18 protein-coding genes are annotated in these 17,602 nt (G+C 68.7%); 12 read left to right on the forward strand and 6 right to left on the reverse strand.

Features of this window, described 5'->3' with window-relative positions; translation table 11 throughout:
* Positions 1-39: 39 nt before the first annotated feature.
* From V8J36_RS15880 to coxB, 5 genes are read right to left on the reverse strand one after another with little or no spacing between them, the layout of a single operon-like run.
* Entirely contained in the window at positions 40-840 is an 801-nt protein-coding gene (locus V8J36_RS15880) for a cytochrome c oxidase subunit 3 (protein WP_336468293.1), read from the reverse strand.
* 29 nt (positions 841-869) lie between these two features.
* Positions 870-1,454, reverse strand: coding sequence for a cytochrome c oxidase assembly protein (locus V8J36_RS15885; RefSeq protein ID WP_336468294.1), 585 nt, complete (start codon positions 1,452-1,454; stop codon positions 870-872).
* Positions 1,451-1,636 carry a hypothetical protein gene (locus V8J36_RS15890; RefSeq protein WP_336468295.1) on the reverse strand — a complete coding sequence of 62 codons (186 nt, stop codon included), beginning with the start codon at positions 1,634-1,636 and terminating at the stop codon, positions 1,451-1,453. Before V8J36_RS15890 ends, V8J36_RS15885 begins: the two co-directional genes overlap by 4 nt.
* A gap of 4 nt (positions 1,637-1,640) precedes the next feature.
* The gene (gene cyoE, locus V8J36_RS15895) at positions 1,641-2,573 is read right to left on the reverse strand and encodes a heme o synthase (protein WP_336468296.1); all 933 of its coding nucleotides are present in this window, start codon (positions 2,571-2,573) and stop codon (positions 1,641-1,643) included.
* 60 nt (positions 2,574-2,633) lie between these two features.
* The gene (gene coxB / locus V8J36_RS15900; RefSeq protein WP_336468297.1) at positions 2,634-3,584 is read right to left on the reverse strand and encodes a cytochrome c oxidase subunit II; all 951 of its coding nucleotides are present in this window, start codon (positions 3,582-3,584) and stop codon (positions 2,634-2,636) included.
* Positions 3,585-3,755: 171 nt separating this feature from the next.
* On the opposite strand from coxB, the gene tldD reads away from it, so the two are divergent.
* The 8 genes from tldD to V8J36_RS15940 all read left to right on the forward strand — a co-directional run bounded on the left by tldD (position 3,756) and on the right by V8J36_RS15940 (position 13,022).
* Positions 3,756-5,177, forward strand: a complete 1,422-nt coding sequence (gene tldD, locus V8J36_RS15905) for a metalloprotease TldD (protein WP_336468298.1) — start codon at positions 3,756-3,758, stop codon at positions 5,175-5,177.
* A gap of 121 nt (positions 5,178-5,298) precedes the next feature.
* Positions 5,299-6,525, forward strand: coding sequence for a DNA-processing protein DprA (dprA, locus tag V8J36_RS15910; RefSeq protein ID WP_336468299.1), 1,227 nt, complete (start codon positions 5,299-5,301; stop codon positions 6,523-6,525).
* A gap of 191 nt (positions 6,526-6,716) precedes the next feature.
* Positions 6,717-9,359 (forward strand): type I DNA topoisomerase, encoded by a 2,643-nt coding sequence (topA, locus tag V8J36_RS15915; protein ID WP_336468300.1) that lies wholly within the window; start codon positions 6,717-6,719, stop codon positions 9,357-9,359.
* Positions 9,360-9,490: 131 nt separating this feature from the next.
* The gene (locus tag V8J36_RS15920; protein ID WP_336468301.1) at positions 9,491-10,186 is read left to right on the forward strand and encodes a CoA transferase subunit A; all 696 of its coding nucleotides are present in this window, start codon (positions 9,491-9,493) and stop codon (positions 10,184-10,186) included.
* 47 nt (positions 10,187-10,233) lie between these two features.
* Positions 10,234-11,253 (forward strand): GSCFA domain-containing protein, encoded by a 1,020-nt coding sequence (locus V8J36_RS15925; protein WP_336468302.1) that lies wholly within the window; start codon positions 10,234-10,236, stop codon positions 11,251-11,253.
* Positions 11,250-12,062, forward strand: coding sequence for a hypothetical protein (locus V8J36_RS15930; RefSeq protein ID WP_336468303.1), 813 nt, complete (start codon positions 11,250-11,252; stop codon positions 12,060-12,062). The genes V8J36_RS15925 and V8J36_RS15930 overlap by 4 nt, the downstream gene beginning before the upstream one ends.
* A 44-nt stretch (positions 12,063-12,106) precedes the next feature.
* Positions 12,107-12,736: a 3-oxoacid CoA-transferase subunit B gene (locus V8J36_RS15935; RefSeq protein ID WP_336468304.1), complete on the forward strand. Its 630-nt coding sequence runs from the start codon at positions 12,107-12,109 to the stop codon at positions 12,734-12,736.
* Positions 12,729-13,022, forward strand: a complete 294-nt coding sequence (locus V8J36_RS15940) for a GNAT family N-acetyltransferase (RefSeq protein ID WP_336468305.1) — start codon at positions 12,729-12,731, stop codon at positions 13,020-13,022. The genes V8J36_RS15935 and V8J36_RS15940 overlap by 8 nt, the downstream gene beginning before the upstream one ends.
* 92 nt (positions 13,023-13,114) lie before the next feature.
* On the opposite strand, the gene V8J36_RS15945 is transcribed toward V8J36_RS15940, so the two are convergent.
* Positions 13,115-13,951 carry a lytic transglycosylase domain-containing protein gene (locus V8J36_RS15945; RefSeq protein WP_442902505.1) on the reverse strand — a complete coding sequence of 279 codons (837 nt, stop codon included), beginning with the start codon at positions 13,949-13,951 and terminating at the stop codon, positions 13,115-13,117.
* Positions 13,952-14,393: 442 nt separating this feature from the next.
* Between V8J36_RS15945 and V8J36_RS15950 the strand changes: the two genes are divergently transcribed.
* From V8J36_RS15950 to V8J36_RS15965, 4 genes are all read left to right on the forward strand, one after another.
* Complete coding sequence (locus tag V8J36_RS15950; RefSeq protein ID WP_336468307.1) at positions 14,394-14,591, forward strand: Flp family type IVb pilin; 198 nt, start codon at positions 14,394-14,396, stop codon at positions 14,589-14,591.
* 214 nt (positions 14,592-14,805) lie between these two features.
* The gene (locus tag V8J36_RS15955) at positions 14,806-14,991 is read left to right on the forward strand and encodes a Flp family type IVb pilin (protein ID WP_336468308.1); all 186 of its coding nucleotides are present in this window, start codon (positions 14,806-14,808) and stop codon (positions 14,989-14,991) included.
* Positions 14,992-15,181: 190 nt separating this feature from the next.
* On the forward strand, positions 15,182-16,021 hold the full coding sequence (gene cpaB, locus V8J36_RS15960) for a Flp pilus assembly protein CpaB (protein WP_336468309.1): 840 nt from the start codon (positions 15,182-15,184) through the stop codon (positions 16,019-16,021).
* A 197-nt stretch (positions 16,022-16,218) separates the two neighbouring features.
* Entirely contained in the window at positions 16,219-17,598 is a 1,380-nt protein-coding gene (locus V8J36_RS15965; RefSeq protein WP_442902499.1) for a type II and III secretion system protein family protein, read from the forward strand.
* The last annotated feature ends 4 nt before the right edge of the window (positions 17,599-17,602 follow it).

Raw genomic sequence — 17,602 nt, forward strand, 5'->3', positions numbered from 1 at the left:
GGGGGGGCTCGCGAGCCCCCCCCGACCTGTTTCAGAAGCTCAGCCGCCCCAGATGTAGACCGCGGCGAAGAGGAACAGCCAGACGACGTCCACGAAGTGCCAGTACCAGGCCGCCGCCTCGAAGCCGATGTGGTTGCGCTGGGTGAAATGCCCGCGGACCGCACGGGCCAGGCAGACGGCCAGGAAGATCGTGCCGATGATCACGTGGAAGCCGTGGAAGCCCGTCGCCATGAAGAAGTTGGCGCCGTAGATGTTCCCCGACAAGCCGAAGGCCGCGTGGCTGTATTCGTAGGCCTGGAAGAAGGTGAAGAGCAGCCCCAGCGCGATGGCCAGCGCGAGCCCGGTCTTCAGATCCTTGCGGTTGTTCTCATGCACCAGCGCATGGTGCGCCCAGGTCGCGGCCATGCCCGAGCAGAGCAGGATCAGCGTGTTGATCAGCGGCAGGTGCCAAGGATCGAAGGTCTGGATGCCCTCGGGCGGCCAGACGCCCATCTGCGCCGGGTAGCCTTCGGTCATCGGGTACATGGCGTGCTTGAAGAACGACCAGAACCAGGCGGCGAAGAACATCACCTCGGACATGATGAACAGGATGAAGCCGTAGCGCAGCCCGATCTCGACGACCGGGGTATGGTCGCCCGCCTGCCCTTCGCGAATCGTGTCGCCCCACCAGCCCCACATGACGTAGAGGACGAGGATCAGCCCGACCAGGAACATCCAGGGGCTCGAGGACTTCATGAAATGCACGCCGCCCGTCAGCATGACGAAGGCGCCGACCGCGGCCATGAACGGCCAGATCGACGGTGGCAGGATGTGGTAGTCGTGGTTCTTGCTGTGCGCCATCGGTCCTCCCTTGGCCCCCCTTGGCCGTCCTAGTTCGTGCTGCTTCCCCCGGCGGGAGCCTCGACCGAGGCCTGACGGTCCTCGGGCAGTTTCGCCGGGTAGAAGGTATAGCTCAGCGTGATATGGGTCACGGATTTCGCGTCGCGATCCGTCACGATCTCCGGGTCGACGTAGAAGCTGACCGGCATCGTGACGCGCTCTCCGGGTTCCAGCACCTGCTCGGTGAAGCAGAAGCACTGGATCTTCGAGAAATAGTAGCCTGCCGCATCCGGCGCGACGTTGTAGGCCGCGGTTCCCGCAGTGACGTGGTTCGTCGGGTTATAGGCCTCGTAGAAGGCCAGCCCGGTCTCGCCGACGCGGATCTTCATCGTACGCTGCAGCGGCTTGAACTCCCAGGGCATGCCCGGCCCGGTGTTCGCGTCGAAGCGCACCGTCACCTCGCGGTCAAGGATCGTGTCCGAGCCCTTGGTGGCCACCTGCGTGGTGCCGGCATAACCCGTCACCCGGCAGAACCAGCTGTAGAAGGGCACCGCGACGAAGGAGGCCGCGACCATCAGCGCGACCACCCCGACCAGCTTGACCGCCAGCGCACCGTTCCTCCCTCGTGCGCTCATCCGGTCACCCTTGCCGTCGTGTGCGTGACGCTGGGCGGCGCGCCCTCGGCATGATCGAGATTGGTGATCTTGACGATGGTCAGACCGAAGACCAGCGCCACGAAGGCCGCAAGCACCAGCCCGAGGCCGAGGTTGCGGCCGAAGCGGCGGCGGTGCAGTTCGTGTTCTGGTCTGAATGCCATCGCGTTACCAGCCTCCGAGGCCCCAGGGGCGCAGCGCGGCCTCGGCCAGAAGCGCCCCGAAATGCAGGAAGAGATAGAGCAGAGAGAAGCGGAAGACCTGCTTCTCGGCGCGGTAGCCATCCGCCTCGGCCGCCGACTCGGCACGCCGCCACAGCTTCCAGCCGCCTCGGATGAACAGCGCGTTCAGCACGATCGAGACCGCGAGGTAGATCGGCCCGCCGATCGAGGTGAAGGCGGTGCCCACCGCGAAGGGCGCGAGGATCAGCGTATAGGCCAGGATATGGGCGCGGGTGGTGCGGCGTCCGTGGGTCACGGTCAGCATCGGCACCTTGGCGGCGGTGTAGTCGTTGTTCATGAAGAGCGCGAGCGCCCAGAAATGCGGCGGCGTCCACAGGAAGATCAAGAGGAACATCAGCACGGATTCGACGCTGATGCCGCCGGTCGCCACCGCCCAGCCGATCATCGGGGGGAAGGCGCCGGCCGCGCCGCCGATGACGATGTTCTGCGGGGTCGAGCGCTTCAGCCACATCGTGTAGACGACGGCATAGAAGAAGATGGTGAAGGCCAGGAAAGCGGCCGCGAACCAGTTCGCCGCCAGCCCCAGCATCAGGACCGAGATCCCCGACAGCGCGAGGCCAAGGCCCAGCGCCTCGGAGGGCGCCACGCGCCCCGAGGGCACCGGGCGCGATTTCGTGCGCCGCATCACCGCGTCGATGTCGGCGTCATACCACATGTTCAGCGCGCCCGAGGCCCCGCCGCCCAGCGCGATGAACAGGATCGCGGTGAAGGCGACATAGGGGTGAACGCCCACGGGTGCGACCAAAAGCCCTACCGCCGCGGTGAAGACGACAAGGGACATGACGCGCGGCTTGAGCAGCGCGACATAGTCGCCGAATCCGGCTTCGCGGTTGTGATCGAGGGCGCTCAGATCGCTCATTCACCAGTCTCCAGGTGGGGAAGCCCTTGGAAAGCCGGGCTTTTCCCTGCCTTGGCCCAGTCAGTCGGCCGAGGCGAGTTTCAGGGTCTTCGGGGCCGGATTGGCCGCAAAGAGCTCCTTAGCGCGGGCGAGCCACTGATCATAGGCCTCCTGGCTGACCACCTTCACCACGATCGGCATGTAGGCATGGTCCTTGCCGCAAAGCTCCGAGCACTGGCCGAAGAACACGCCCTCGCGGTCGGCGTTGAACCACAGTTCGGCGATCCGGCCCGGAACGGCGTCCTGCTTCACGGCGAAGGCCGGCACGGTCCAGCTGTGGATCACGTCCGAGCCGGTGACCTGCACGACGATGGTCTTGCCGACCGGCACCACCATCGGGTTGTCGACGGCCAGCAGGAACTCGTCGGGCTGGTAGCCGGCGGCGGTCAGCTTGGCGGCCATCGCCGGGCCGTTGACGTAGGGAACCGCACCGGCGCTTTCGTCCTCGGCGGTCAGCGTGGCGGGATGGCCCAGCATGTAGCTGTCGAAAGCCACCTGCTCGTCGGGATATTCATAGCCCCAATACCACTGGTAGCCGGTCACCTTGATGGTGATGTCGGCCTCGGGGATCTCCTGCTGCTTGAACAGGATCGGCAGCGAGAACGAGCCGATGACCACCAGGATCAGCACCGGGATCAGCGTCCAGGCGATTTCCACCGGCGTGTTGTGGGTGAAACGCGCGGGCACCGGGTTGGCGCGGCGGTTGTAGCGCAGGATGCAGATCGCCAGCAGCGCCACGACGAAGATCGTGATCACGGTGATCACGTAAAGCAGCATGTGGTCGAGCCACTGCTGGTCATGCGCCAGCTCGGTCGCGGCAGGCTGGAAGCCCATGCCGCCCTGATACGCGCGGCCGACGGTTTCCAGACCGGTCAGACCGTCGCCCGCCGCCTCCTGTGCGCGGGCGATCCCGGCGGCCAGAAGCCCCGGAACCACGGTGACCAGAGCGGAAAGCTTTCCGGCAAGACGCATCGATCCTATCTCCCTCGTGTCGGGCGCGGCTCCTCAACCGCGCACGCCTCACGCACGCAAACGTGACGCGTTGTAACATGGCCCTCAAAAACCATATTGTGCCCGAACCGACAAGCGAAACCGTGCGACACGGCGCCGCGCCTGCGACAGATCTAAGACAGGGTTGACACCATGGCTGACGGGCCCTTCCGCCCCTTCGACACCCATCTCGACGAGGCTGCCGCGCTGGCGGTGCTGCGCGAGGCGACCGCGGGGGCCGAGGATGGCGAGCTGTTCCTCGAGCGCCGCCGCTCGGAATCGATAGTCTTCGACGACGGGCGCGTGCGGTCTGCAAGCTATGACGCCTCGGAAGGCTTCGGCCTGCGCGCGGTGAAGGGCGAGGTCGCGGGCTATGCGCATTCGACCGAGATCTCGGAACCCGCGCTGAAGCGCGCCGCCGCCACCGCGCGGCTCGCCGTGGGCGATGGCGGCGGGGTGATGGCCCCCCCGCCCCCCGGCACCAACCGCCGCCTCTACGCCGACAGCGATCCGATGGCCGACGCCACCTTCGGCGTGAAGCTGGAAACCCTGCGCGAGATCGACGCCTTCCTGCGCGACATCGACAGCCGCGTGGTGCAGGTCACCGCCTCGGTCTCGGCCTCGCACCAGGAGGTGGTGATCCTGCGTCCCGAGGGCGGGCTCGTGTCCGACATCCGGCCGATGGCGCGGCTCAATGTCTCGGTGATCGTCGAGAAGGGCGGCCGGCGCGAATCCGGCAGCGCGGGCGGCGGCGGGCGCTATGGGCTTTCGGGGCTGATCACCTCGGATCACTGGAAGGGCGTGGCGCGCGAGGCGCTGCGCGTGGCCTTGGTGAACCTCGAGGCAGAGGCAGCCCCCGCGGGCGTGATGGACGTGGCGCTCGGCCCGGGTTGGCCGGGGATCCTGCTGCACGAGGCGATCGGCCACGGGCTCGAGGGCGACTTCAACCGCAAGAAATCCTCGGTCTTCTCGGAGCTGATGGGCCAGCGCATTGCCGCGAAAGGCGTGACGGTGCTGGACGACGGCACGATCCCCGACCGGCGCGGCTCGATCAGCGTCGATGACGAGGGCACGCCCTCGGCGAAGAACGTGCTGATCGAGGACGGGGTGCTGGTCGGCTACATGCAGGACCGCCAGAACGCACGGCTGATGGGCGTCGCGCCCACCGGCAACGGCCGGCGCGAGAGCCACGCCCATATCCCGATGCCGCGGATGACCAACACCTACATGCTGGGCGGCGAGGCGACGCCGGAAGAGGTCCGGGCCGAGATGAAGGACGGGATCTGGGCGGTGGGCTTCGGCGGCGGGCAGGTCGACATCACCAGCGGAAAGTTCGTCTTCTCCTGCACCGAGGCCTATCGGGTGAAGAACGGCGTTGTCGGCGCACCTGTGAAGGGCGCGACGCTGATCGGCGACGGGGCGACGGCGCTGCAGCACATCCGCGCGATCGGCAACGACATGGCGCTGGACCCCGGCATGGGCAATTGCGGCAAGGCCGGGCAATGGGTGCCGGTGGGCGTCGGCCAGCCGACGCTGCTGATCGGCGGGCTGACCGTCGGCGGTTCGGCCGCTTGATGCCGCTACGGCGACGGTCCGCAACGACTGTCGCCGGACCTCGAACGAATCGCGCGGCGTCAATCACTCGTTAACCTTACGCCCGCTATACCGGTCCTCGGCGAATGAGGCGGAGGTCCGGATGAACAAGGACTTGTTCACTTTTCCCACCCCCTTCACCCCACCCACTGCGGAAGAGGATCAGATCCTCTGGCTCCGTCTCATTCGCTCCCGCAAGGTCGGCCCGGCCACGTTCTGGCGGCTGATCGGCGAACATGGCTCGGCAGAGGCGGCATTGGCCGCGCTGCCCGAGATCGCCCGGGCCGCCGGGATCACCGATTACCAACCCTGCCCGCTGCCCGTCGCCCGTGCCGAACTGTCCGAGGGGCGCCGCGCCGGCGCGCGGCTGCTCTGCCGGGGCGCACCGGGCTATCCGCCGCGGCTGGCCGAACTGGCAGAGGCCCCGCCGCTCCTCTGGGCGATCGGCGCGGAAGAGCTCGCACAGCGCCCCGCGGTCGCGCTCGTCGGCGCCCGCAATGCGTCATCCCTCGGCATGCGCATGGCGCGGCGGCTGGCCGTCGGGCTGACCGAGGCCGGCTATGCCGTGGTCTCGGGCCTCGCGCGCGGCATCGACACCGCCGCGCATGAGGCCGCCCTCGCCGGCGGCACCGTCGCGATCCATGCCGGCGGGGTCGACGTGACCTATCCGCGCGAGAATGCGGCGCTTTCCGCCGCGATTGCCGCGCAAGGCCTGCGCCTGTCCGAACAGCCGCCGGGGCTGGAGCCCATCGCACGCCATTTCCCGCAGCGAAACCGGCTGATCGCCGGCATGGCCGAGGCCGTCGTGGTGGTCGAGGCCGCCCCCCAGTCGGGCAGCCTGATCACCGCGCGCGATGCGCTCGACCTTGGCCGCGAGGTTCTGGCCGTGCCCGGCCACCCGGTCGATGCCCGGGCCGCGGGGTGCAATGCGCTGATCCGCGACGGCGCGACGCTCGTGCGCGGGATCGCCGATGTGCTCGAGGCCCTGGGCGGTTCGCACGCCACACAGCGAACCGCAGACGCGCTCGCGCCGCCGGCAGAGCCGCAGGCCGAACCACCGATGCCCCAGCAGGATGGGCAGGCTGCGGCGCCCGCGCCGAAACGGACCCGCCCGGCCCCCGGTGCGGCACCCTCCCCCCGCGGCCTGTCCGAAACCGCCGCCCTGCACCGCATCATCCTCGACCGTCTCGGCCCCGCGCCGATCGCCGAGGATGCGCTGATCCGCGACCTCGCGATGCCCGCGGCCCGCGTTGCGCCGGAACTGCTGACGCTCGAACTCGACGGACGGATCGAACGCATGCCCGGCGGCTTCGTCGCCCGCATCCAATAGACGGCACCGCGCCGCCCGGCAGGGCGGCGCCCGGCCCAACGCGGACAAGCGGCCCCCGGGCCGCGCCGGACGGCGGCGGGAGCCTTCGCTCAAAGCCGCGACATCGGCCGGGACCGCATGCATTGACAATCCCCATCCCCCCACCCCATGTTCCCCGACCGAAGTGAAGTACCCTCCCCGAAGGACCGAACATGGCCGTCGTCGTCGTCGAATCCCCTGCCAAGGCCAAGACAATCAACAAGTATCTCGGCTCCGACTACACGGTGCTCGCCTCCTTCGGCCATGTCCGCGACCTGCCCGCCAAGGACGGTTCGGTCGACACCGACAATGAATTCGGCATGACCTGGGAGGTCGCGGCCGACAGCAAGAAACACGTTCGCGCCATCGCCGAGGCGCTGAAGACCGACGACACGCTGATCCTCGCCACCGACCCTGACAGGGAGGGCGAGGCGATCTCGTGGCACCTACAGGAGGCCCTCGCCTCGTCGCTGAAGAAGGGCAAGACCGTCCGCCGGGTGACCTTCAACGCCATCACCAAATCCGCCGTCACCGAGGCGATGAGCAAACCCCGCGATGTCGACATGGAGCTGGTCGAGGCCTATCTGGCCCGCCGCGCGCTCGACTATCTCGTGGGCTTCAACCTCTCGCCGGTGCTCTGGCGCAAGCTGCCCGGCGCCAAGTCCGCCGGCCGCGTGCAATCCGTCTGCCTGCGCCTGATCGTCGAGCGCGAGATGGAGATCGAGGCCTTCCGGGCCCGTGAATACTGGTCGGTCAAGGCGATCCTGGAAACCCCGCGCGGTCAGAGCTTCGAGGCCCGGCTGACCGTGCTCGGCGGCAAGAAACTCGACCGCTTCGACATCGCCACCGAAGAGGCCGCGAGCCTCGCCGTCGAGGCGATCCGCTCGCGCGACCTGACCGTGAAATCGGTCGAGGCGAAGCCCGCCAGCCGCAACCCCTACCCGCCCTTCATGACCTCGACCCTGCAGCAGGAGGCCAGCCGCAAGTTCGGCATGGGCGCCAAGGCCTGCATGGCCGCCGCGCAGCGCCTCTACGAGGCCGGGCACATCACCTACATGCGGACCGACGGCATCGACATGGCGCCCGAGGCGGTCACCGCTGCCCGCGAGGCGATCCGGGCCCGCTTCGGCGCGTCCTACGTTCCTGACAGCCCGCGGATCTACAAGAACAAGGCCAAGAACGCGCAGGAAGCGCATGAATGCATCCGCCCGACCGAGATGTCGGCGGCCCCCGACGACCTGCGCCTGACCGAAAGCGATCAGAAGCGCCTCTACGACCTGATCTGGAAGCGCACCATCGCCAGCCAGATGGCCGCCGCGCGGCTGGAACGGACCACCGTCGACGTCGGCTCGCGCGACGGCGAGGTCGAGCTGCGCGCCACCGGCCAGGTGGTGATGTTCGACGGCTTCCTCAAGGTCTACGACGAAGGCCGCGACGACGAGGGCGAGGACGAGGGCCGCCTGCCGCAGATCATGCAGGGCGAAGCCGCGAAGAAGCAGGGGATCACGCCCGAACAGCATTTCACCCAGCCCCCCGCCCGCTATACTGAGGCGACGCTGGTCAAGCGCATGGAAGAGCTGGGCATCGGCCGCCCCTCGACCTACGCCTCGATCGTGACCACGATCCAGGACCGCGACTATGTCCGCAAGGACAAGAACCGCCTGATCCCCGAGGACAAGGGCCGGCTCGTCACCGCCTTCCTCGCGAACTTCTTCAAGCGTTACGTCGAATACGACTTCACCTCGGCGCTGGAAGCCGAGCTTGACGACATCTCGGCGGGCGAACGTGACTACAAGGAAGTGCTGGCGCGGTTCTGGCGCGACTTCTCGGCCGCGATCGCCGAGACATCCGAATTGCGCATCACCGAGGTGCTCGAAAAGCTTGACGATTTCCTTGCCCCGCATCTCTACCCGGCCCGCGCCGACGGCTCGGACCCGCGGATCTGCCCAGTCTGCGGCACTGGCAAGCTGAACCTGAAGACCGCGCGGTCGGGCGGGGCCTTCATCGGCTGCGCAAACTATCCCGAATGTCGCTACACCCGCCCGATCTCGACCGCGGGCGGCGAAGAGGGCATGGCGCTGACCGGTGACGGCAAGCTGCTGGGCAACGACCCGGCGGGCCTGCCGATCACGCTGCGCACCGGCCGCTTCGGGCCCTACGTCCAGCGCGGCGAGGCCAGCGAAGAGCAGCCGAAACCGCCGCGCTCGAGCCTGCCGAAGGGCTGGAGCCCCGAGTCGATCGACCTCGAACGCGCGCTGATGCTTCTGGATCTGCCGCGCGAGATCGGCCTGCACCCCGAGGACAAGGAAAAGGTCGAGGCCGGCATCGGCCGCTTTGGCCCCTACGTCAAGCACGGCTCGACCTATGCCAACCTTCCGGAGGTCGACGAGGTCTTCACCATCGGCATGAACCGCGCGATCGAGGTGCTGGCGCAGAAGGCCAGCCGCGGCGCCGGGCGCGGCGCGGCGGCCAAGCCGCTGAAGGAGCTGGGCGAGCATCCGGACGGCGGCGCGATCCAGGTCATGCCCGGCCGCTACGGGCCCTACGTCAAATGGGGCAAGGTCAACGCGACCCTGCCGAAAGAGATCGAGCCCGAGGCGATCACCGTCGATCAGGCGGTCGAGCTGGTGAACGCCAAGGCGTCGAAGGGCGGCAAGAAGCCCGCGAAGAAGGCCACAGCCAAGGCTGCACCGAAGGCAGCCGCGAAACCGGCGGCAAAGACCGCCGCCAAGAAGCCTGCCGCGAAGAAGGCCCCTGCCAAGAAGACGGCAAAGCCGAAGGCCGGCGAGGCCGATGCCTCGGATCTGGGCGAGTAACCCGCTGGCCGCGCGCCGTTTCCGACTGACGCTGCGGAGCGGCGATTGACTCCCGGTCCCCGGCGATGGAACGTGTCGCCGGAGGCCCCGTCCACGTGCGGGGCAAGGCGTGACGCAGCGGGAGGCGCGGAATGAAGAAGGTCTACGGCAGCGCGGGCGAGGCTCTGGACGGGCTTCTCTTCGACGGGATGCTGATCGCCGCCGGCGGCTTCGGCCTTTGCGGGATTCCCGAGCTTCTGATCCAGTCGATCAAGGAAGCGGGCACCAAGGACATCACCGTCGCCTCGAACAACTGCGGCGTCGACGATTTCGGCCTCGGCATCCTGCTGAAGACCCGCCAGATCAAGAAGATGATCTCGTCCTATGTCGGCGAGAACGCGGAATTCATGCGCCAGTACCTCTCGGGCGAGCTCGAGCTGGAGTTCAACCCACAGGGCACGCTGGCCGAGCGCATGCGCGCCGGCGGCGCCGGGATCCCGGGCTTCTACACCAAGACCGGCGTCGGCACCGTCATTGCCGAGGGCAAGCCGGTGATGAACTTCGACGGTCAGGACTACATCCTGGAGCGCGGCATCGTCGCCGACCTCGCCATCGTCAAGGCCTGGAAGGCGGATGAAAGCGGCAACCTCGTGTTCCGCAAGACCGCGCGCAACTTCAACCCGCCGGCCGCGATGTGCGGCAAGGTCTGCGTGGTCGAGGTCGAAGAGATCGTGCCGGTCGGCAGCCTCGACCCCGATCACATCCACCTGCCCGGCATCTACGTGCACCGCCTGATCCAGGGCGAGCACGAGAAGCGCATCGAGAACCGCACCACCCGCGCCGCATGACCTCTCCCTACCACGATCTTCCGCCCGAAGCGTTCTGGCGGTCGGGCGTGGCAAGGACCGTGGCGGGGTCCGGGCACGAGGCCGCCTTGGGGGGTGCCATGCCGCTGGCCGAGGCCCTCGCGCTCTCCCTGCCAATATCTGCCGGTGCGGGCATCTTCGTTCTGGGGGACGCCTTCGCCGGCGCGCTGCACCGGGGCCTCGCCGCCTGCGGGCGCTCCGTCGAGGCCGAACCGCCGCCCGACGGCTTCCCGCCCGCGGTGCTGAAGGACTTCGGCTGGGGTCAGGGCGCGGCCCGCACCGGGCCGCTGCGCTCTGCGCGCGAAGTGGCCCAGCTTCTGGCCGAACTCAGCGGCCGACGCGCGCCGCGCGCCGCGATCCGCGAGATCGCGCCCGGCCAGTTCATCGACAGCCTGCGCCCCGGGGTGGAGCCTGCGGGCTTCGACAGCCACGCGGCCGCGATCGAGGCCCGCGCGGCGCATCTGGCAGCGATCTCCAAGGCACTGACCAGCGCCGAGGTGGTGCTGCTGTGCCTGTCCTCCGCCACCTGCCACGAGGATCCGGCGCATCGCAGCGCCCATCCGCCCGAGGCGGCGGCGCGGATCGGCGGGCTGGTGCCGGCGCGTTCGACGCTTTCGCAAATCGAATCCGAGCTGTCGTCGATCTGGCGCGACCTGCGCCAACTGATGGACGAGCCGCGGCTGATCATGGCGCTCTCGCCCGCGGTCGAGGACGGCTGGCCGGACGGGGCCCGCGACCGGGCGAACCTCAGGATCGCGATGTCGCGCCTTGCAACGCGCGGCCGGCGGCTGGCCTACCTGCCGCTGCACGAGGTTCTGACCGCACCCGGCCGGCTGCAGGACTGCCTTGCGCCCGACGGGCGGCCGACGCGCGCGGGCCTTGCCGAGGCGCTGCACCTCGTCTGCGGCACCGCGCCCCTCGGCCTGCCGCAGGGGGGCACAGCTTCGGTGCCGGACAGCCGGACCGAGGGCGACGGGGCCGAGAGCGATGACCCGCTGGTCTGTGAAGAGCTGCTCTACGAGGCCTTCGCCCCCGGAGGGCGCGCATGACGCGGCTTCTGGTGCTGGGAACCTCGCAGGCAGCCACCCTGTCGCTCGCCCCCGATCTGGAAGGGGCGCTGCCGGGCGTGCAGACGCGCTTCTATGCCCTGCCCGGCGCCAGCTGGTCGCGCGCGCGCCTCGACGAAGCCGGGCGGCTTGGCCCGGCCCCCGACGACCGGATCGGCCGGGCGAAATCAGTCGAGTGGAACGGCTGCGCCGCGCTGGACATGGCCGGCACCGATCACATCGCAGTCTGCGCGCCCCGCTTCCGGCTGTTCTTCCTGGCCCGGTCCCTGCGCGAGCGCGACATCTTCGGCCTGCCACGGACCGGCGCGGATCATGCGATCTCCGCGGGTCTGCTGACCGCCGCGCTGGCGGACTGGGTGCGCGAGGAGATCGCCGCGCTCAGGCCGCGGCTGCCGGTCGGCGTGCCGGTCAGCCTGCTGGCCGTGCCCTATCCGCTGGCCTCCGACGCGCCCGGCGCGCCGCAGGAGGACGCGGCCCTCGTGCGCCTGCGCCTGCGCCCTGCCGCGGCAAGGATCGAGGCAATTTACGAAGCGGTGATCGCGGCAGAGGTCGCGGCGGCGGGCTGGCGCTGGCTCGCGCAGCCGGCCGCGACACGGGCCGGCCCCTTCGCCAGCGCAGACCGCTTCGCCCGCCCCGGCGCCTTCGACCCGGCCCGCCCGGACCTGCGCCACATGAACGCCGATTACGCGGCCCTGGCGATGGCCGAGCTTGGCCAGAGCCTGCCCCCCGCCCCGCCCGTTGCAGGGATGCCTGCCCGACACCCGCTTCCCGCCGCCGCGGGACTGGCCTAAACCATCATGGACGCCGCCAGAGCGCGCGGCGAAGGAGGACGACAATGCCCTGGGACCGCAACCAGATCGCCGCCCGCGCCGCCAAGGAGCTGAAGGACGGCATGTATGTGAACCTCGGGATCGGCATCCCGACGCTGGTGTCGAACTACATCCCCGAGGGGATGACCGTGACCCTGCAGTCGGAAAACGGCATGCTGGGCATGGGCCCCTTCCCCACGGATGACAAGGTCGATCCCGACCTGATCAACGCCGGCAAGCAGACGATCACCGAGCTGCCGCACTCGGCCTACTTCGACAGCGCCCAGAGCTTCGCGATGATCCGCGGCGGCAAGATCGCGATGGCGATCCTGGGGGCGATGGAAGTGTCCGAAAAGGGCGACCTCGCGAACTGGATGATCCCCGGCAAGCTGGTGAAGGGCATGGGCGGCGCCATGGACCTGGTGGCGGGCGTCGGCCGCGTGGTGGTGGTGATGGACCACACCAACAAGGCGGGCGAATCGAAGGTGCTGAAGGAATGCACCCTGCCGCTGACCGGTCTGTCGGTGGTCGACCGGATCATCACCAACCTGGGCGTGCTCGACGTGGTCGAGGGCGGTCTGAAGATCGTCGAGACCGCCGAGGGCGTCACCGAGGACGAACTGCGGGCCGCCACGCAGGCCACGCTCGTTGACTGAGCTTCCCGCCATCACTCGCGAGGTCGAGGGGTCGCGCGGGCGCTACGTGATCCGCCTCGACGGGGCCGAGGCCGAGCTGACCTATTCGATCAGCTCGCCCACGCTCGTCATCGCCGATCACACCGGCGTCCCCGATGCCTTCCGGGGCATGGGCGCGGGCAAGGCGCTGGTCGAGAGGCTGGTGGCAGACGCCGAGGCCGAGGGCTTCCGCATCGTCCCGCTATGCCCCTTCGTCAACGGCTGGCGCGCGAAGCATCCCGAGGCCGCCGCGTTCTTCGCCGTCTGACCGCCGGCGGACTGAGCCAGTCCTTCGACCTTGTGAGGCTCACCCGGGGAGACCTGGCCACGAGGCCCGAATGGGGCGGCGTCCCCGCCCCGTCAGCCGCGGAACACGCAGCCGTCCGAGACCAGCTCGGGCGGCGTCAGGCAAAGGCCGCGCGCCACCTGCCAAGCCGCCAGAACCTTGGGCACATAGTCCCGCGTCTCGACGTAGGGCGGCACGCCATTGGCCTTCTTCACGGCGTTCTCGCCCGCGTTGTAGGCCGCCAGCACCATCAGCGGATCGCCGTCGAACTCGCCCATCAGCCAGTCCAGATAGGCGACCCCGCCCTTGATGTTCTGCATCGGATCGGTCGAATCACTCACGTCGAACCGCGCGGCGGTGGCGGGGATCAGCTGCATCAGCCCCACCGCCCCGGCGGACGAGACCGCCGCGGGCCGGCCGCCGCTTTCAATTCCGATCACCGCGAGCACCAGCGCCGGCGACACCCGGGTCCCGATCGTGGCCTTCAGGATGTCGGCGCCATGCACCTCGGCGATCTCGCGCATGTGCTGCAGGCGCGGCGAAGCCACCATCGACCCGGCCGGACCCTGGTTCAGCGCGGCGAGCGCCAGCTGGAAGCGCCCCGCCGTGTCGCCCAGCCGCGGTGAGACCGCCTGCCAGTACCAATCATAGGCCCCGGGCTTCACCGGTGCGGGCGGTCCCTCGCCCTCGCCCTTCTGCGCCGACGGCTCGGGCCAGGGTTCGAGCGCGGCAAGGGCACGCGCCTGCTCTGCCGGGTCGATCTGGACGGTGATGCGCTTGCCGGTGAACCCCGACTTCGGCACGCCGATCCGCTTGGCGGTGAACTCGGCGAAGGGCGCGGGCACGGCGGAGGGCGCGGGCGCACTGGCCGCGGCAGGCGCCGCATCGGGCACGGGCGACGGTGCCTGCATCGGCAGGCCCTCTTCGGCGCGGGCCGCGGGCACCAGGGCGATGGCGACGAGCGTCGCAGCCATCACGTGCCGGGAGACGCGCCCCCGCTGTCCTGTCCCGTTCCTGCGCACTGTCCACCCGCCTGCCCCCCGCGGGGCGCCCTCGCCGGTTCGCCGGCTTTGCACGAGCATGGCAGAAACCGCAGCCTGCAGCCACTGTCACGCGCGGCCCAAGCGGGAATCACATGCCCGCCGTGCCCCGGGGATCACGGCCGATTCGGCGGCAAATCGCGCAGTTCGGCCGCCTGGGGCCGGCAAGACCCCGCCACAGCGCGAAAATGAACCCTTAACGCCCAAATCGCGCCACGATCCTCAATGAAAAGTAACCTCACACCGCAAGTGCATCGGGTTCTGGATGCCGGCTAGCGGCGTAGCGAGTAACGCGCAACCTGGAGAGAACGCCATGAAACTGACCAACCTGTTCAAGAAATTCCGCAAAGACGAAGACGGTGCCGTGACCGTTGACTGGGTCGTCCTGACCGCTGCCGTCGTCGGCCTTGGCGTTGCCGCCATGTCGCTGATCGACACCGGCGTGACCGACCTGTCGACCAGCATCCAGTCGTCGCTGAGCGCCGCGACCGTTTCGGCCGCCAGCAACTGAGCCTGATGGCCGGTTTCACGACCGGCTGCGACAGGGCCGCACCCCGCCCGGGTGCGGCCCGTTTCCTAGGATAGGAAGATTTTGCGAGAGTGTTCCGCGGTTCCGGCCGCGCCCTGCCCAGAACCGGCCACCTTTGGACCGGATCTAGGAAGCACGGGCCAGACGGAACAGCACGGCCCGGACGGACATCCATCCCCAAGGCCGGAGCATACAGATGAAAGTCTTCAACTACCTCAATACGTTCCGCAAGGAAGACGACGGCGCCGTGACGGTCGACTGGGTCGTCCTGACCGCCGCGATCGTCGGGCTCGGGATTGCCGCGACCTCGCTTCTGTCGGGCGGCGTCTCGGATCTTTCGGGCGACATCAAGACATCGCTCGAAGCCTCGAAGAACAACTGAGCCCCAAAGGCTCGACCCAGTTCCGGTGGCCCCGTCGTCCGGGGCCGCCACGACAGACGAAAGACCCGGCCCCGGCAGCGTAATCGGGGCAGCGACACCAGGGGATGCCACCTCGCGTCCCCGGCGGGCTCCGCCCCGCGAGGCAGAGACGCCCGCCAAGCAGACGGGCAAGACTGGTAGGAGAAGGAAGATGAGAGCTGTTTTCGGACTCGTGCTCGTGGTCGGTCTCGCGCTTGCGGGGGCAGCCGTCTACATGGCGCAGGGTTTCGTGGCCCGCACCCAGGCCGAGCGCAACGCGCTGATGGCGCAGATGGCCAAGCAGGTGCCGCTGGCCACCGTCCTCGTGGTCAAGGCCGACAAGGCCTATGGTGACACCATCACCGCCGAGGACGTGGTCGCGATCCGCTATCAGGCGGACCACCAGCCGGCCGGCGCCTTCGCCGACATCAAGGCCCTCTTCCCCGAAGGCAAGCCGCAGACCCGCACCGCGCTGCGCGCCATGGATGCCAACGAACCCGTTCTGGCCAGCAAGGTCACCGAGCCTGGCGAGGATGCCGGCCTGACCTCGCGCCTGACCAAGGGCATGCGCGCCTTCACCGTCACCGTGGACGTCAGTTCCGGCGTGTCGGGCTTCCTGCGCCCCGGTGACCGCGTCGACGTCTACTGGACCGGCGAACAGGAAGGCACCCAGGTTTCCAAGCTTATCGACACGGGCGTCAAGCTGATCGCCGTCGACCAGACCGCCGACCAGGACCGTTCAGTCCAGGCGCAGGTCGCCCGCACCGTCACTGTGGAGGCCACGTCCGAACAGGTCGCCGCCCTCGCCCTGGCGCAGTCGACCGGCCGCCTGACCCTGGCCCTGGTGGGCACCAACGACACCACCACGGTCGGCGCCGTCGAGATCGACAGGGCCCGCCTGCTGGGGATCGAGAAGCCGGTCGTGGCCGAGGTGGCCGCCCCGCGAGTGTGCACGATCCGAACCAACAAGGGCGGCGAGATCGTCCAGGTCGAGATCCCCTGCACGAATTGACCAAAAGGCAACACAGGAAAACCGCGCCACGACGGCGCGGTTTTTTTGTTGAGAACTGTCCTTAACGACACAACGCTTGGGAAACTGGGTGGTTTGGGGCTTGATTCTTGCTTGGTTTCGCATTTTCGCGCATGCTCACCTCAAATCTCGGGCGCAAAGACCCGGCTGAGGCGTGTTTCGAGAGGGCAGGACGTCGGATGATGAAGAAGTTTCTCTGGGTCAGTTCGCTGGCCCTCGCCGTTGCGTTCGTAGGCCCCGCCGGGACGCAGGCCGAAGTTCTGCGCGTGATGAGCGGATCGACCTCGACACCGCTGCAGGTTCCGATGAACCGCGCCGTCGTGGTCGAGGCGGACACGCCCTTCGCAGAACTCTCGATCGCGAACCCGGGCATCGCCGACATCTCGACCCTGTCCGACAAGTCGATCTACGTGCTGGGCAAGGCGCCGGGGCGCACCACGCTGACCCTGCTCGGGGCCGACGGCCAGCTGATGACCAACGTCGAGGTGCAGGTCACCCCCGACATCGCCGAATTCAAGGAGCGCCTGCGCCAGGTCCTGCCCGGTGAACCGATCGAGGTGCGGACCGCCAACGACGGCATCGTGATGTCGGGGACGGTGACCTCGACCGCCGCGCTCGACCGCGCGCTGGAACTGGCGAACCGCTATGCGCCCGACCGGGTGTCGAACCTGATGAACGTCGGCGGCACCCAGCAGGTCATGCTGCAGGTGCGATTCGCCGAAATGCAACGCAGCGTGTCGAAGAACCTGTCGGCGTCGCTGGGCGCGGCGGGGTCGCGCGGGACCTTCGGCGCGCGCGGCGCGTCCGGCAACATCGACGAGATCAACAACCTGACCTCCGGCAACACAGTCACCACCAGCGCGGCCGGTGCACTGGGCGCGGTGCTGACCCGCGGCAGCTTCGAGCTGGGCGTGCTGCTGGAGGCCCTCGAATCCAAGGGCATGGTCCGCACCCTGGCCGAGCCGAACCTCACCGCCCTGTCGGGGCAGGAGGCCAGCTTCCTTGCCGGCGGCGAATATCCGATCCCGGTCAGCGACGGCGACGGCGGGATCACGGTCGAGTACAAGCCCTTCGGCGTCGAGCTGGCCTTCGTCCCCCGCGTGGTCGATGGCGACATCATCAACCTTCAGATGAACGCCGCGGTCTCGGGCATCGACTCGAGCGTCGTGGTCGAGAACGGCAGCTTCTCGGTCAACGGTTTCCGCCGCCGCGAGAGCAAGACCACGGTCGAAATGCGCGACGGCGAAAGCTTCGCGATCGCAGGCCTGCTGCAGGACGACTTCCAGGATTCGAACAGCCAGGTGCCGTGGCTTGGCGACATCCCGGTGCTGGGCGCGCTGTTCCGCTCGACCAGCTACCAGCGCCAGCAGACCGAGCTCGTCATCATCGTGACCCCGCACCTCGTGACCCCGACGCGCGGCATGGCGCTGGCCCTGCCGACCGACCGGGTCAAGATCCCGACCGAGCGCGAACTGTTCCTGCGCGGCAAGATCACCGGGGCCGCGGCCGAGGTGGCCAAGCAGGACTACACCGGCTCCTATGGCTACGTGATGGAGTGACGAC

The sequence above is a fragment of the Frigidibacter sp. MR17.14 genome, from assembly GCF_037095735.1.
In the GTDB taxonomy this organism is placed as follows: Bacteria; Pseudomonadota; Alphaproteobacteria; order Rhodobacterales; family Rhodobacteraceae; genus Frigidibacter.